At 64.2% G+C, this 15,572-nt stretch carries 12 protein-coding genes; 3 read left to right on the top strand and 9 right to left on the bottom strand.

All coding sequences use genetic code 11. From position 1 onward, the window contains the following. Nucleotides 1-52: 52 nt before the first annotated feature. Nucleotides 53-1,363: a peptidoglycan DD-metalloendopeptidase family protein gene (locus AHA_RS15775; protein WP_011706904.1), complete on the bottom strand. Its 1,311-nt coding sequence runs from the start codon at nt 1,361-1,363 to the stop codon at nt 53-55. 114 nt (nt 1,364-1,477) lie between these two features. Here AHA_RS15775 and tyrS point away from each other — a divergent pair, with 114 nt between their 5' ends. Next, nucleotides 1,478-2,677: a tyrosine--tRNA ligase gene (gene tyrS / locus AHA_RS15770; protein WP_010633247.1), complete on the top strand. Its 1,200-nt coding sequence runs from the start codon at nt 1,478-1,480 to the stop codon at nt 2,675-2,677. A 78-nt stretch (nt 2,678-2,755) separates the two neighbouring features. Here tyrS and ygjK read toward each other — a convergent pair whose 3' ends face one another. From ygjK to AHA_RS15750, 4 genes are all read right to left on the bottom strand, one after another. After that, a complete protein-coding gene (ygjK, locus tag AHA_RS15765) occupies nt 2,756-5,236 on the bottom strand; it encodes an alpha-glucosidase (protein ID WP_011706903.1) in 2,481 nt (826 codons plus the stop codon). 184 nt (nt 5,237-5,420) lie between these two features. Next, a complete protein-coding gene (locus tag AHA_RS15760) occupies nt 5,421-6,233 on the bottom strand; it encodes a helix-turn-helix transcriptional regulator (protein WP_011706902.1) in 813 nt (270 codons plus the stop codon). 11 nt (nt 6,234-6,244) lie between these two features. Further along, on the bottom strand, nt 6,245-6,781 hold the full coding sequence (locus AHA_RS15755; protein WP_011706901.1) for a YbhB/YbcL family Raf kinase inhibitor-like protein: 537 nt from the start codon (nt 6,779-6,781) through the stop codon (nt 6,245-6,247). A gap of 214 nt (nt 6,782-6,995) precedes the next feature. Continuing rightward, entirely contained in the window at nt 6,996-8,252 is a 1,257-nt protein-coding gene (locus AHA_RS15750) for an adenylosuccinate synthetase (protein ID WP_005303296.1), read from the bottom strand. Between the two features lie 187 nt (nt 8,253-8,439). On the opposite strand from AHA_RS15750, the gene AHA_RS15745 reads away from it, so the two are divergent. Further along, nucleotides 8,440-9,348, top strand: coding sequence for a LysR family transcriptional regulator (locus AHA_RS15745; protein ID WP_011706900.1), 909 nt, complete (start codon nt 8,440-8,442; stop codon nt 9,346-9,348). Between the two features lie 70 nt (nt 9,349-9,418). Here the strand turns inward: AHA_RS15745 and AHA_RS15740 are convergent, their stop codons facing one another. Beyond that, nucleotides 9,419-10,807, bottom strand: a complete 1,389-nt coding sequence (locus AHA_RS15740) for a TAXI family TRAP transporter solute-binding subunit (protein WP_164927712.1) — start codon at nt 10,805-10,807, stop codon at nt 9,419-9,421. 262 nt (nt 10,808-11,069) lie between these two features. Next, nucleotides 11,070-12,206 (bottom strand): MalY/PatB family protein, encoded by a 1,137-nt coding sequence (locus AHA_RS15735; protein WP_011706898.1) that lies wholly within the window; start codon nt 12,204-12,206, stop codon nt 11,070-11,072. 161 nt (nt 12,207-12,367) lie between these two features. On the opposite strand from AHA_RS15735, the gene AHA_RS15730 reads away from it, so the two are divergent. After that, the gene (locus tag AHA_RS15730) at nt 12,368-13,540 is read left to right on the top strand and encodes an MFS transporter (protein ID WP_005303290.1); all 1,173 of its coding nucleotides are present in this window, start codon (nt 12,368-12,370) and stop codon (nt 13,538-13,540) included. A 66-nt stretch (nt 13,541-13,606) separates the two neighbouring features. Here the strand turns inward: AHA_RS15730 and AHA_RS15725 are convergent, their stop codons facing one another. Both AHA_RS15725 and AHA_RS15720 read right to left on the bottom strand, forming a co-directional pair. Next, nucleotides 13,607-14,491, bottom strand: coding sequence for a LysR family transcriptional regulator (locus AHA_RS15725; RefSeq protein ID WP_011706897.1), 885 nt, complete (start codon nt 14,489-14,491; stop codon nt 13,607-13,609). Nucleotides 14,492-14,590: 99 nt separating this feature from the next. Next, on the bottom strand, nt 14,591-15,346 hold the full coding sequence (locus AHA_RS15720; RefSeq protein WP_011706896.1) for a YciK family oxidoreductase: 756 nt from the start codon (nt 15,344-15,346) through the stop codon (nt 14,591-14,593). Nucleotides 15,347-15,572 lie beyond the last annotated feature (226 nt).

Raw genomic sequence — 15,572 nt, 5'->3', positions numbered from 1 at the left:
CCGATATAACGCTCGCTCATGACTGCTCCTTGTGGGTCTCTGGCATGGTGGCTCAGCTGCCGCCGTTGGCCCGCTTGTTCTGGGCCAGCTGCAGCTCCGGGCTGTCCAGCTTGGCCAGCTGGGGCATGGCCTGCGCCTTGAAGCTGGCCAGCGCCCGTCCGCTCAGCGTTTCGGCCTGGGGCAGGTTGAGGGTGCGCGGGTTCTTGTGCACGCCGCCCACCACGAATTCATAGTGCAGGTGCGGCCCGGTGACCCGTCCGGTCCCCCCCAGATTGCCGATGGTCTGGCCCTGTTTCACGCGCTGCCCCTTGTTGACGGTGCGCTTGGAGAGGTGCAGGTACTTGGTCACGTAGTTGCCGGCGTGCTTGATGAAGACGTAGTTGCCGTTGAACTGGTTGTAGCCGGCGGCCACCACGCTGCCTGAGCCCGCCGCCATGATGGGGGTGCCCACCGGCGCCACGTAGTCGATGCCGTTGTGGGGACGCACCTTGCCGGTGACCGGGTGCAGCCGGCGCGGATTGAAGTTGGAGCTGATGTATTTGAAGTTGACCGGCGCGCGCAGGAAGCTCTTGCGCATCGCCTTGCCATCCGGGGTGTAGTAGTTGCCATCCTCGTTCAGCACGGCGCGATAGGTGGCACCCTGGTTGACGAACTCGGCGGCCAGGATGTCGCCGGAGGCAACCCGCTCGTCATCCTGATACTTCTCTTCGTAGACCACCCGGAAGCTGTCGCCCGGCTGCAAGTCCTGGGCGAAGTCGATGTCCCAGCCGAAGATGGCGGCCAAGTCCATGATCTGATCCTCGGTCATGCCGGCGTCGACGGCGGCGCCCCAGAAGCTGGAGCGGATCTCGCCCTTGGCCACCTGTTCGCGGGTGTCGAGTTCGAGTTTGACCGGTCTGGCCACGAAGCTGTCGGCCTTGCGGCTCACCTTGAGCGCCTGCTCCAGGCTGTGGGGGTAGTAGAGGCTGTGCAGCTCGCCGCCCTTGGTGAGCTTGAAGGTGAGCTCCTGGCCTGGCTTGAGCAAGCGCAGGGTATCCGTGCCCTCGAGCTGGTCGATGAGGTGCAGATCCGTGGTGCTGAGGCCGAGGCGCTGGAAGATGACCCCCATGTTGTCGCCGCTGCGTACCTTCACCTGCTTGGTGATGTAGCTCGGCTTGGGGGGGGCGACGGGCTTGGCTTCGGCCAGCAGCGCCTCCTCGTCGACCTGCTGCTCCATGGCCAGCTCGTTGCCGTTGTCATCGACCCGGGTGGCGACCGCCTGTTCGCTGGGCCAGGCCGCCAGCATCATCACCATGATGCTCAGGATCAGCACCATCTTGCGGTGCCAGTGAGGGAGAGAGTTGAAGGCGTGCCAAATGACCATGAGAAGCAGACGAAGTTGAGCCGGGAAGAATGTCGGAGTTTACCGCCTTTCCAATTGGCCCGCCATTCCAGTAATATGTCTGGCCCTGTGGAATCGTGATTGGAGAGTCAAAAAATGTCCCAGCTCGAGGTGGCGCTAGCCGAGATCAAGCGCGGAGCGGAAGAAATTCTGGTGGAAGAAGAACTGGTCGCCAAGTTGAAGGAAGGGCGCCCGCTGCGCATCAAGTTGGGGATGGACCCGACGGCTCCCGACATTCATCTGGGTCATACCGTGATCCTCAACAAGCTGAAGACCTTCCAGGATCTGGGCCATGAAGTGATCCTGCTGATCGGTGACTTCACCGCCATGGTGGGTGACCCCTCCGGCAAGAACGCCACCCGTCCGCCGCTCTCCGAAGAGGCCATCAAGCACAACGCCCTGACCTATGCCGAGCAGGCGTTCAAGATCCTCGATCCCGCCAAGACCCGCATCGAGTACAACTCGACCTGGCTGAGCGAGCTGGGCGCGACCGGCATGATCAAGCTGGCGGCCAAGCAGACCGTGGCCCGCATGATGGAGCGCGACGACTTCAAGAAGCGCTACAGCAACGGCCAGTCCATCGCCATTCACGAATTCCTCTATCCGCTGCTGCAAGGCTATGACTCGGTCGCGCTGAAGGCGGACGTCGAGCTGGGCGGTACCGATCAGAAGTTCAACCTGCTGATGGGCCGCGAGCTGCAAAAAGATGCCGGCATGGCGACCCAGTGCGTGCTGATGATGCCGCTCTTGGTGGGCCTGGACGGCGTCAAGAAGATGTCCAAGTCCGCTGCCAACTACATCGGCGTGCACGATGCCCCGGGCGAGATGTTCGGCAAGATCATGTCCATCACCGACGATCTGATGTGGAATTACTACGAGCTGCTCTCCTTCCGTCCGCTGGCTGAAATTGAAGAGTTCAAGGCGGGCATCGCCGCCGGTACCCTCAACCCGCGTGACGTGAAGATCTGGCTGGCCAAAGAGATCATCGCCCGTTATCACGACGAAGCGGCAGCCGAAGCGGCCCACGAAGACTTCACCCAGCGCTTCTCCAAGAACGCCATTCCGGACGAAATGCCGGAAGTCGAGCTGGCACTGGAAGGCGAAGGGCTGGCCATTGCCAACCTGCTGAAAGATGCCGATCTGGTGGCCACCACCTCCGAAGCGCTGCGGATGATCAAGCAGGGCGCGGTCAAGGTTGACGGCGAGAAGCTGGAAGATGGCAAGGCACTCATCGGTGCCGGTACCGCCGTCTACCAGGTCGGCAAGCGCAAGTTTGCCCGGGTGACCGTCAAGTAAGTCGCCACCTGCGGCGGCGCCATAAGAAAGGCCTCCCTTGCGGAGGCCTTTTTGTTGGCTCATTCCTGCAAAGAGGGATCAACCCTCTGTTTTCAGGAAGTTGCGGTAGAGCATATAGAGGTGGGCCGAGCTCCAGCTGAAGTTGCTGGCCCCCTGCATGGCGCCGGTCTCCGGGTTGTAGTTCTCGCGGATGGGGCCGCTGCCCGCCAGCCCCTCGGCGTTGGCAAACAGCTTGTTGACCAGCGTCTGGGCATCGCTGCGATAGCCGTAGTTCTCCAGCCCCTTCACCCCGAAGTAGAACTGATCCAGCCAGACCCGGCCGCGCCAGTAGATGTCGGGGTCGTAGGCCGGGTTGGTCAGCGCCGCCGTGCCGAGCGGCACCTTGGTGTTGAACTCCTGGGCATTGAGCATCACCTCGCGCACCCGCGCCGCTTTCTCCTTGTCCGCCACCTCGGCCCAGAGCGGGCTCCACCCTTCCGGGCCACGGCCGCGGGCGGTCAACAGCTTGCCGACGCAGCCGTTGGCGTCGGGCAGATCCCCTTGGGCTATCTGGCGGTCGTAATAGAAGCCGGAGGCCTCATCGAACAGGCAGCTGTTGATATAGCCGGCCAGCTGGGTCGCCCCTTCGCGGTAGCGGCTCGCCTCGTCCGGCTTGCCGAGCAGCTCGGCCATGTCGGCCAGGATGCGCTTCTCCTTGGCGAGGAAGGCGTTGAGCTCCACCGACTCCTGATCGATGGAGAAGCCGATGAGGCTGCCGTCGTCCTGATGGTTTTCGAAGAAGAAGACGTTCCAGTCCTGGCGCGCCTTGGCCATGTCGCCGCCATAGGTCTTGTCGGCATAGCGCTTGAGCTGATCCGGCTCGATAAAGCCGAAGCGGGCGGCGTTGTCCATGCCGGACTCCCAGCCTGCGCCGTGCTGGGCGCCGATATCCATGTCGGCGTAGCCACCAACGCTCAATACCTGCTGATAGAGCGCCATGCCGGCGCAGCCATACCTGCCATCTCCTTCATCGGTACAGCTCGACAGATCCAGCCCGATCGGTGCTCCCGTCGGGTATTGCACCTTGAAGGTGATGTTGCCGAACTCGTCGTTGTGTTCGACGTGGCGGGTGGCGCCATATTCGATGATGCCGTTGCGGTTGTTGTCCCGCGCCCGGTACCACCAGTCGTGATAGGCCTGGATCTTCGGATACATCTCGGCGATGAAGGCTTTGTCCTTGGTGGCGCTGTAGATCTCCCAGATGGCCCAGGCGGAGAGGGGCGGCTTGGTGTCGCGCTCGTTCCAGTTGCCGCCGTCGCCACCGCGATCGGCGAGCTTGTTGTAGAAGACGGCGTCGATCACCATGCCGGCATCCTGCGGACGGACCGGGTCATCGGCCTGGATCTGGTAGTCATACATGGCGCGTACGTTGTTCTTGGCCACCTCGGGGTTGAAGTGGGCCATGGCGTAGGCGTGCTTCCAGCTGTCCCAGGCCCAGACCCCGTCGAACCAGCGAGCGGTGTTGGAGGGGGTCACCCCGTCGTGCAGGATGGCGCCGGCCGGTGAGCGCCAGTTGCCGTTGAGGGTCTCCATCGCCTTGACCGCGATGCGTCGCTCCGATTCCGGGATCCCCTGATTGGAGAGGCCGCGCGCCAGGTAATCCTCCCAGCGGCGGATGGAGTCGTCAAAATGACTGGCGGGGTCGGCCAGCAGCGCCTGGCGGCTCTGCTCGAAACGACTCGCTTCAGCACTGCTGTGGACATAGCTCTGCAGGGTGTAGATATCCTGCTGGCCCTTGGCGGCCAGGGTGAGGCTGGCCTCGCTCACGTAGCCGAGCCCCTGCTCGTCGAGGGTGGTACGGCTGGGCAGGGTGCGATCGATGCGGTAGCTGGCGCTGCCGCTTTGCATGATGTTCCAGGTGCTGCGCAGTTTGCCGAACTGGAATGCCACGCCGCGCTCGGTCTGGCTGATGGTGCGGGTCCAGGCGGGGTACTGCTCGGCGACCGTCTTGTTGGCATCCCACTGGTTGAGCAGCTCCCCCTGCCAGTTGAGCTTAAGGGTGAGGGGGGCGTCAGTGTGGTTGATGAGGCGGGTGCGAACCAGCGCAGTGCGGGCATCGCCGTAGCGCAGCTCCAGCTCCAGGGTGAAGGGGTCAAATTCGAAGCGCTGCACCAGCGCCCCCGGGATGGCGTACAGCGCCTGCTTGCTGGCGCTGGTGAGCGGGAAGGCGCGGCCGCTCTCGTCGCTCAGGGTCAGCTTGTCCAATTCGCTGGCGAAGAACAGGCTGTACTCCTCGGCGATGACCATGGGGCCGGTAAAGCCGCCCCACTCGCTGTCGCTGGCGGGCAGCAGGAAGCCGTGCCAGGCGCCGAGATCGAGCAGCGGGTTGTATTTGAGGTTGGAGTAGCTGTCAAAGTCACGAAACTGGAGCGGGGTGCCGCTGCGGTCGATCACGTTCTGATACTGGTTCGCCAGGGTGGCGCTGGGGGCGGCCGGGCTGCTGGAGTCATTGCCGTTGCAGGCAGTGAGGCCGAACAGGGCGACGCTCAGGGTGACGGATAGTAAACTTTTACGAAACATTTCTCGCTCCAATGACAGTTTTTGTAGGTTAAGGAAGGTGTTTTTTAGTGTTTATTTTAGTGAAAGCGTTTGCGAGAGCCATTATAGGGCGATTTTGAGGGGATTATTGGCGCTGCGTCACAGTGCAGGAGGGGGAGATGTGAGCCGGATCACCCGGTTACACGAGGTTACATAGCTTGGTATTTTAGTAACTATTTACTTTTCTGGTGGCAGCCAGCGCTAGGGAGGAGGGACAGGTACGCAGGTATTGATAGGGGGTCAGGCCGAACTCTTGCTTGAAGCGGGCGGCAAAGCGGCTGGGGGAGTCGTAGCCACAGGCGAGGGCCGTCTCCAGCGGCACCAGACCCTGCTGCAGCAGGGTGAGGGCGTGGCTCATGCGCACCTGGGTCAGCAGCTGGCGAAAGCTGCGCCCCTCGGCGGCCAGCTTGCGCGCCATGGAGGCGCGACTCATGGCGAAGTGCGGTGCCACCCCCTCCAGGGTGTGATCGGCGCCCGGCTCCACCCCAAGGTAGCGGGCCAGCCGCTCGCCGAGGGTCATGGTATGGGCGGGAAACAGCAGGTCGAGCCCGCCGGCGGCCTGCAGCTCGGCATAGAAGCCCTGCAGCAGCTGGGCCTGGGTGGCCTCATTGAGTCGCCGATCCGCCATGGAGCAGACCAGCTCGAAACAGAAAGCCAGCGCCGGACTGACCGTCAGGCGCGGCTCCCTGAGCGGGCCGGCCTGGGTGGCGCCGAGCCATTCGACGGGGGGCGGGGTCAGCAGGGTCAGCGCGCGGGAGCGAAACTTGCCCTGCTCCGGCTGGTTGACGAAGGTGAGCTGGTGACCGGCCGGGATCAGCAGCCAGCTCGCCTGATCAAATGCCAGGCGCTTCTCCTGCCACCACAACTGCTTGTGACCCTGCTCCACCCAGATGATGGTGGGGGCGTAGATGAGCACCCGGTGCAGCGGCTGCTGGCGGATCCCGAGATAGTGGTGCAGTTGCAGCAGCGGCGTGCTCATCCGGCTGGCTCCTAGGGGGTGACGAAGGTGGCGGTCAGGGTGGCCTTGCCAAGGGCCATGCTGTTGAGCATGTAGCCTACCATGGCGGGCGGGGTGTCTGCCTTCACCTCCAGGGCCTGGGGCAGGGCCCAGACTGTGAACTGGTAGCGGTGCATGCCGTGGCCAGCGGGCGGGCAGGGGCCGCCGTAACCCTGACTGCCGAAGTCGGTCTTAAGCTCCAGCCCCTGCTTGAGCTTGCCCGAGACATTGCTCGGCAGCTCGCTCTGACTGGCCGGCAGGTTCACCACCAGCCAGTGCCACCAGCCGCTGCCGGTGGGGGCGTCGGGGTCATAGGCGGTGATGGCGACGCTCTTGGTGCCGGCAGGCAGATCCTGCCAGCTCAGCTGGGGCGAGCGGTTGTCACCGCTGCAGCCAAAGCCGTTGAAGCTGAAGGCCTTGTCCATCAGCTGGCCTTCGTGGATGTCGCTGCTCTTTAGGGTCATGGCACTGGCGGGCAGGGCCGCCACGCACAGCAGGGAGAGCAGGGTGGTACGCTTGGCAATCTTCATGGTGAGGCTCCTCGGTGGATGATGGGATCAGTCTAGCGAAGAGGGGGAAGAGGTGAGTAACCCAACCGCTCAATATGGCCTGCTTGCTGCCATGATATGAGTCGTTGTGTTGATTGCTGGTGAGCGCTGCGAAAGTGTGGTGGCGCGCCCGGGCATAAAAAAACCGGCATCCTGGATGCCGGTTTTTTACTGTGCTGACAGTTGATCGCGCGACTTAGCGCAGGATCATCTCGTCACGGCCCGGGCCGACGGAGACCATCGGCACCGGTACGCCCAGGAGCTCTTCGATGCGCAGTACGTACTGCTGAGCCGCTTTGGGCAGCTCGGCGAAGGTACGGCAGCCGGTGATGTCTTCGCTCCAGCTTTCCATCACTTCGTAAACCGGCTTCAGACCGGCAGTTTGCGGCCAGATCGGGTTCTCGGTGTGGGCACCTTCGTAGGCGACGCAGATCTTCAGATCCGGGAGACCGGTCAGGCAGTCCAGCTTGGTCAGCGCCACTTCGTTGGCAGCCTGCAGCTCGACACCATTCTTGGTGGCGACGGCGTCGAAGTAGCCGACGTCACGGGGACGACCGGTGGTGGCGCCGAACTCGTTGGCGATCTTGCGGAACTCGTCCTGGTTTTCCATGGCGGTCAGCAGGGTGCCGGTACCGACGGAGGTGCTGAATGCCTTGGCGACGGCGATGACGCGCTCGGGACGCAGACCCGGCAGGCCGCCACCGATGCCGGCATAGGCGCCGGACACGTGGGAGGAGGTCACCCAGGGGTATTCGCCGTAGATCAGGTCACGACCGGCGCCCAGCTGGGCTTCGAACAGCAGGGTCTTGCCTTCGGCCTGCAGCGCTTTGAGCGGCATGCTGACGTTGCAGACGGAGTCGATCCAGGGGGCGGACACTTCCAGCAGCCAGTCAGCCATCTCCTGGGCGGTCTGGTTGAATTCGAAGGTCGGGTAGAGCGCTTTGAGCTGCGGCAGTTTCCAGTCGAGGAAGAATTGAATGCGCTCGACCAGTACTTCCGGCTGTTTCAGCCAGCCCACCAGGATCGCTTTCTTCATGACGCGATCGCCATAGGCGGGAGCGATGCCCTGACGGGTGGAACCGTAGGCGCCGTCGCCCAGGCGCTGCTCTTCCAGGGTATCTTCCATGGCGTGCAGCGGCAGGCAGAGGGTGGCACGATCAGAGATGGCCAGCTTGGGAGTGACGCCGGAGGCTTTCACTTCGTCCAGCTCGACGGTCAGTTTCTCGGGGCTGATCACCATGCCAGGGCCGAGCACGACCAGGCAATCCGGGTTGAACACACCGCTCGGAACCTGGTGCAGCTTGAAGGTGCCAAGGTCGTTGACGACGGTATGGCCGGCGTTGTTGCCGCCCTGGAAGCGAATGCTGGCGCCTGCTTGGCCTGCCAGATAATCCACGATGCGGCCTTTGCCTTCATCACCCCAGTTGGCACCTACGACTACGATAGACGACATGACTCTTTCTCCTAAGACGTTAGGCGATCATCCTAGGAGGCTCAGGAGGATTAGAAAAATTAATTATCTTTATAATTCCGATAAGAGAGTCATATAATTGCGGTGAATTTATCGGCAAACCGCCCCGCTGCCGTGCCGGCATCCCTGTCAGGGGCCCGTTCGGCCGTGGCGGCACAAGAGGATCCCCATGCTGGATATTCACTGGCTGCACACCTTCGTCACCCTGGCCCGGCTGCAGCACTTCGGCCAGACCGCCACCGAACTGCACATGACCCAGCCCAATGTGAGCCTGCACCTCAAGAATCTGGAGCAGGCCACCCGGGTCAAACTCATCGAGCGCAGCCCGTTTCGGCTGACCCAGGCCGGCGAGCGGCTGCTGCAAAGTGCCGAACGCGCCATCGCCGAGCTGCAGCTCTGCCAGTCCGATCTCAACGCTCTCAACCAGTTGAGTCAGGGAACGCTGGCCATCGCCGCCAGCGACATCATCTCGCGCCTGTTGCTCATTCAGCCCTTTCAGCGCTTCAAGCAGGAGTTCCCCGGCATCGACCTCACCCTATTCAACACCACCTCGGATCAGGCGGCTGAGCTGGTCAAGGCGGGCAAGGCGGATCTGGGCTTCGTGATGGCGCAAAAGCGCAGCGAGCCGTTGTTCTACACCGAGTTGCAGCAGGTGACCTGGTGCGCGCTGGGCCACGGTCTCGCTCGCTGGCAGGCGCGGGCAAAGGCGGGGGAGAGCGATCCCCTCGACGAGCCGACCCTGATCCTGCTGGGCCACGACACCCGTACCCGGGCGCTCATTGACCCCTCTTTGCCGCTGCTCGGTCTGCCCAGCTGCCGCATCATGGAAGTAGGCAGCGTGGACGCCCAGCTCGACTGGGCCGAGGCGGGTTTCGGGGTGGCCATAGTGCCGGACTTTTCCATTCACCCGCGGCTCAAGCTGACCGCCCCGGTGACCCGGCTCACCGATTTCCCCGGCACCAGCTTGGGGTACGTGGTGCGCCAGAACCAGGTGCTGTCGCGCGCCATCAAGCAACTGCTGCACTGGGTGGAGCAGGAGATCCAGCGCCCGCAGCCGTTGCCGGACGCCAGGGCTTGAGCCCACCCAATATCGAAACAAAAAGAGGCCACCCTTGGGTGGCCTCTGTCGTTGTGGCTGTTTGGCGGCCTTACTGGGCTGGCACGCCGTCCCCGGTCGGTGAGGCGGCGCTTGGTGTGGCCGGTGCCGGTGCTGTTGATGCCGGTTCGGCGGGGGCCGGCGAGGCGGGTTGTTCCCCGCTCATCACAGCAGAGGGGCTGGGTGCGGCCGTGCCCGTCAGCGTGCCGCCCTGCTCCACGGCGGCCCCTTCGAGCACGCTACTCGCACTCGGCTCAGTGGCGACGGCTGCCGAGGGGGTCGGCAGCAGGGCGCCAGGGGTCTGCCCGGACGAGGTGGCGGGCGTACCTTCCGGGGAGGGGGCGCCCGTCTCGCCGGCGGGTTGTGCCGCGTCCTCACCGGCGGGGTGTTCCACTTCGGTGGGCTGCGCCGCTGAGGTTGCCAGGGCTTCCGAGGCCGCCGGAGCCGGGTTCAGGGCTTCGGGCAGCAGGGCGGGCGGGGCATCCGCCATGCCGGCGTGGCGCGGTACTTCCGCCTCGCCCTGCATCCCCTCCAGGGTGAGGGCGGTGAGAGCCGGATGGAGGCGGGTGAACTGCTTGAGTCGCCCGCTCAGCACGTCGCGCACGGTGCGCACCTCGCCCTCCGGCAGGCTGGCCAGCGCCACCAGCTCGGCGGTGACGGCGAAGGTGTTGACGCCGCTAGGCTGGCCCGGGTAGAGGTTGGCGCCGATGCGGCTGCGCTGATAGTAGGGATGCTGTTTGAGCAGCGCGTCGACCTGCTCCCCTTCGATGGGGATGAGGCGCGCCTTGCAGCGGCCGGTGAGATCGCCGATGGCCTGATTGGGGTGGCCCGCCACCACGAAGGCAGCGTCCAGGGTGCCGTCACAGAGCCCCTCCAGCCGGTTGTTGGCCGCGGCGGGGATGACGGGGGCAAAGCTCTTGGCCTGCCAGCTCATGGCATCAAGCAGGGCCTGGCTGGTGATGTGCTCGCCGGAGCCCGGGTTGCCCAGATCGACCCGTTTACCCTCGATGTCGGCCAGGGTGTTGATGCTGCTGTTGGCGCTGGCGAGCAGGGTCAGCGACTCCTGATGAAGCCGGTAGAGGCTGCGCAGCTGCTCGTCGGGCGCCTGACCCATGAAGGGGCCGGTGCTGTGGGCGGCATGGTGCACCACATCGGACTGCACCAGCGCCAGCTGCACTTTCCCTTGATGCAGCGCCTTCAGGTTGGCAAGGGAGCCGGAGGTGCTCTGCACCGAGCAGTGCAGGCCATGGCTGGCCGTCTCTTCATTGAGCAGCCGGCAAATGGCGCCACCGGTCGGGTAGTAGACGCCGTTGAGCGGCCCAGTACCGATGGTGAGATAGGCAGGCGTGGCTGCCTGCAGGGGCAGCGCCAGGGCCGCCGCCAGCCAGGGCAGGGTGCGGCGAAGCAGGGTCGGCAAATGGTGCAAGGCTGGTTGGGGCATAGTGAACCGGATCAATGGCTGATAAAAGGGATGGGGCTGGCCCATCCCGGTTGGCATTCGGCCGCGCCAGCTGCTGGCGGCGGCACTGCACCGTATTCGGCGCCATCGACATCCCGGGTTGCGGGGCCGTGGCGGCATGTTGCGAAAATATACCCTATTGCGATCGGATACGGATCTGGCTGACTTCAATATATTGCGGGGCCGGCTGCTGCCGGCCCCGTCACTGCCCATAGGGTGAGGCCATGGGGGAGAAAGGGCGTGTTCAGCGCGCCAGAATGGCCTTCTCCATGCGGGCCAGCGCCTCGACGAGGCGAGCCCGGGTACAGCCGAAGTTGAGCCGCACGAACTGGCCGTCACCAAACTGGGCACCGGGGGAGAGCCCCACCCCGGCCTGTTCGAAGAAGGCGATGGGATCGTCCAGCCCGAGTGCGCTCATGTCGATCCAGGCGAGGTAGGTGGCCTGGTGGCGCGCCAGCTTGATGCCGGGCCAGCGGGCGACCGCCTGCTCGATCAGGGCCAGGTTGGCGGCCAGGTAGTCGAGCTGTTCGCTGAGCCACTGCTCACCGCCTTCGTAGGCCGCCTCTGCCGCCACGAAGCCCAGCAGGTTGACGTCGGCACTGATGCCGCGCATCGCCTGCTGCAGTTTGAGGCGCAGACGGGCATTGGGCACCACCGCGAAGGAGCAGCAGAGCCCGGCGATGTTGAAGGTCTTGCTCGGGGCCATCATCACCGCCGAGCGCTCGGCCGCCGCCGGGCTGATGGCGCCGTAGGGGATGTGGCGGGCGTCCTTGTCCAGCAGCAGGTCGCAGTGAATTTCATCGGAGCAGATCACCAGGTTGTGGCGCTCGGCGATGGCGTCGATGGCCAGCAGCTCCTCGCGGGTGAACACGGTGCCGCCGGGGTTGTGGGGGTTGCACAGCAGCAGCAGATCCGCCGCCGGCGCCTGGCGTTCCAGCTCCTCGATATCCAGCACCCAGCGACCGGCCTCTTCCACCATGGGCACGGTGAGCAGCGGCCGGTCGTTGAAGCCCGGCGCCTGCAGGAAGGGGTAGTAGACCGGCTTGGGGGTGATGATGCCGCGCCCGTGCTGGCTCCAGGCCTTGCAGGCGAGGTTGAGACCGGGCACCACGCCGGGCAGGAAGACGATCCACTCGGGCTGGATGGTCCAGCCATAGCGGCTGGCCAGCCGCGCGATGATGAGTTCGATCAGCCGGGGAGAGGGGCGCGAGTAGCCGAAGATGCCGTGGGCGACCCGTTGGGTGAGGGCCTCGATGACGGTAGGGGGGGAGACGAAGTCGGTGTCGGCAACCCACATGGGCAGCACGTCCTGTCCCTTGTACTTGTCCCATTTCAGGCTCATGGTGCCGCTGCGATCTATTTCCCGGTCAAAATCAAACATGTGAAATCCTTATGCTGGCCAGTGGGCTTTCACTGTACGGGGTCGGGGACGGGGTCGCAAGCCTTGAGGTGGCTCTTGATAATGACATAAAATAAGCGACGCCATTTCATGCACTTGCCGAATTTTGGCCAGTTTTCCTCCCTCCAATCAGTGGTAATTCTATGCGCTTGCTGACCGCCGCTCGCAACAGGACGGACCCCGTCTCTCTCTCTTTTCTGGCCGTGACCTTTATGACCGGGGTGGCGGTGGCACTGCAGGTGCCCACCTTGAGCCTGTTCCTGGCCGAGGAGGTGCAGGTGCGCCCCTTCCTGGTGGGGCTCTTCTATACCGTCAACGCGGTGATCGGCATCCTCATCAGCCAGTGGCTGGGCCATCGCTCCGACAACAAGGGGGATCGCAAGCGGCTGATCCTGCGCTGCTGCTTCGCCGGCGTGGTGCTCTCCTTGCTGTTTGCCTGGAACCGGCAGTACTGGCTGCTGGTGAGCCTGGGGGTGCTGCTGGCGAGCCTGGCCGCCACCGCCAGCCCCCAGCTGTTCGCGCTGGCACGGGAATACGCCGACAGCCGCAACAAGCGGGCCGACATGTTCAGCTCGGTGCTGCGGGCCCAGTTCTCGCTGGCCTGGGTGATAGGGCCCCCCATCGCCTTCGCGCTGGCCATCGGTTATGGCTTCGAGGTGATGTACCTCGCCTCCGCAGTGGCCTATCTGCTCTGCGCCTTCGTGGTGTGGCGCTGGCTGCCCTCGTTGCCGCTGCCGGTGATGGACAGCGAGGTGGAGCGGGTCAGCAGCTGGCGGGATCCGTCGGTGCGGGCGCTCTTCATCGCCTCCACCCTGATGTGGACCTGCAACAGCATGTACCTCATCAACATGCCGCTCTACATCACCCGCGAACTGGGGCTGGAGGAGAAGCTGGCCGGGGTGCTGATGGGCACGGCGGCGGCCCTCGAGATCCCCTTCATGCTGCTGGCGGGCCACTACACCCAGCGTTTTGGCAAGCGCCCCATGATGCTGCTGGCTGTGCTGGCCGGGGTCGGCTTCTACGTGGGGCTGGTGACCCTGTCGAGCCAGCATGCCCTCATTGCACTGCAACTGCTCAACGCCATCTTCATCGGCATCGTCGCCGGCATCGGCATGTCCTATTTCCAGGACCTGATGCCGGGTCGCGCCGGGGTGGCGACCACCCTGTTCGCCAACAGCATCCGCACCGGCTCCATCATGGCGGGGGCGATAGCGGGGACTGTGGCGGAGATCTGGAGTTTCCACGGGGTCTTCATGGTGGCCATGGGCCTGGCGTTGCTGGCGCTGGCCGCCTGCTGGCGGGTGCCGAACGTCTGAAGCGGAAAGGGTGAGGGGGCGAGCGGGTCGGCCCGCCTCAATGTCTGATGGCGGCGGGGAGGCGCTCTAGCGGTCGTTGTCGTTCTGGTATTCGTTGCGCAGGCAGCGCAGCAGCAGCTCGGTGGCCGGGCCCAGCGCGTCGGCCGACGGAGTCAGCAGATAGGTATAGAGGTGGCGCTCGTTGCCGCTCGCCAGATCCAGCGGTACCAGGGCGCCGCTTGTCAGCTCTTCCTGCACCAGGTGGCGCGGCAGCCAGGCGTAGCCGAGGCCGAGCTTGAGCATGGCGATCACCTCGTGGTAGTGGGTTGCCTTCCAGCCGGTGTCGTCCGCGTCGTTCCAGTCCACCGAGCGGTGAATGGGGGGATGCAGGCTGATCTGGTTGTGGCTGGCCAGCTCCTCGGCGGCGATGGCACCGCCCTGGGTGGCGAGCGGGTGCTCGGCCGAGCAGAGTGGCAGCAGGCACACCTCGTCCAGCGGCAGGCCGGTGCGATCGTGGGGCAGGTGTTCGGAGAGCATCAGATCCCCCACCTGCAGGGCGTTGAAGTGGCAGTGGATGCGCTCGTGCAGATTGACCCGGCAACCCCGGCTGCGGGGATAGAAGTGGGCCAGCGCCCGATAGAGTCGCTCGCGCGGCTGCAGCACCGACACATAGAGGTTGATCTGCGGCTCCCACTGCCGCTCCAGGTTGTTGGCCAGGTTCTCCAGCTCTTCCACCTGCTGGCTGAGCTGACGCGCCCGCTTGAGGAAGATCTCCCCCGCCGGCGTCAATACCGCCTTGCGCCCTCTCACCTCCAGCAGAGCCACACCCAGACTCTGCTGCAGCTTGGCTACCGCATGATTGAGAGAGGATTGGCTCTTGTTCAGCGCCTCAGCGGCCTGGGCGTAGCCGCCACAGTCCACCACGGCCTGAAAGATCCGCCATTGCTCAAACGTGCTCTTGGGACGAAACATATCTCAACCTGATAAGGGAGCGGATGTTGCAACAGGGTGCCGACGGCACCCTATTGAATGTAACCCCATGCGGCGCAGGGTTGCGGTTATTTTGTTGATTTATTTGGGCTGGGCCACAAAGGTCTGGCCGGTTTTGCCCCGGCTGTCCGCGCCCATCAGATAGAGATAGAGCGGCATCAGGTCGGCCGGGGTCTTGAGGTTCATCGGATCTTCGGCCGGGAAGGCACTGGCCCGCATCTTGGTGCGGGTGCCGCCCGGGTTGAGGGTGTTGACCCGCACGCCGGTATTTTCCAGCTCGTCCGCCAGCACTTCCATCATCCCTTCGATGGCGAACTTGGAGATGGCATAGGTGCCCCAGTAGGCGCGGCCATTGCGGCCCACGCTGGAGGAGGTGTAGACGATGGAGGCATCGCCCTGCTCCTTGGCGGTCTGGCGGATGAGCGGCAGCAGCGCCTGGGTCAGCAGGAATTCGGATTTGACGTTGACCTGCATCACCTCGTCCCACTCCTGCTCCTGGATGTGTTCGAACGGCGACAGGGTGCCGAGCAGGCCGGCGTTGAACAGCACGCCGTCGAGGCGGCCGAACTGCTGGGCGAAGGTCTCGGCCATGCCAAGGTAGTGGCTCTTGGTCGCCCCTTTCAGATCCACCGGCACGATGGCGGGCAGCGGGTGGCCGGCGGCCTCGATCTGGTCGTAGACCGCCTCCAGCTTGGCGCTGGTGCGGCCGAGCAGGATCACGGTAGCGCCGTGGGCCGCATAGGTGAGCGCCGCTTCGCGGCCGATACCGTCACCGGCACCCGTGACCAGAATGACCTTGTCCTTGAGCAGATCCCGGGGGGCCTGATAGTTGAACATGACAACTCCTGTTAACAATTCGTGGCAGATGCGCGCGGCAAATAGAGGGGCAAGTGTACTGATCCCGCACGGCGTTTGACCAGTATGAGATGGCAAAAATGTGAATAAATCAGAGGGGTTGTGATTGTCGATTGGCATTTTTGACGGGTTGACGCAGAGTTTTTGCGCACACCGGGCAAACTCCCTAGAATGTGAAAAAATCGTCCCCCCGGGGCACACCAGTGGA

Source organism: Aeromonas hydrophila subsp. hydrophila ATCC 7966 (assembly GCF_000014805.1).
Taxonomy (GTDB): Bacteria; Pseudomonadota; Gammaproteobacteria; order Enterobacterales; family Aeromonadaceae; genus Aeromonas; species Aeromonas hydrophila.
The sequence above is the reverse complement of the archived record's forward strand: the minus strand, read 5'-3'. Positions and strand labels throughout refer to the sequence as shown.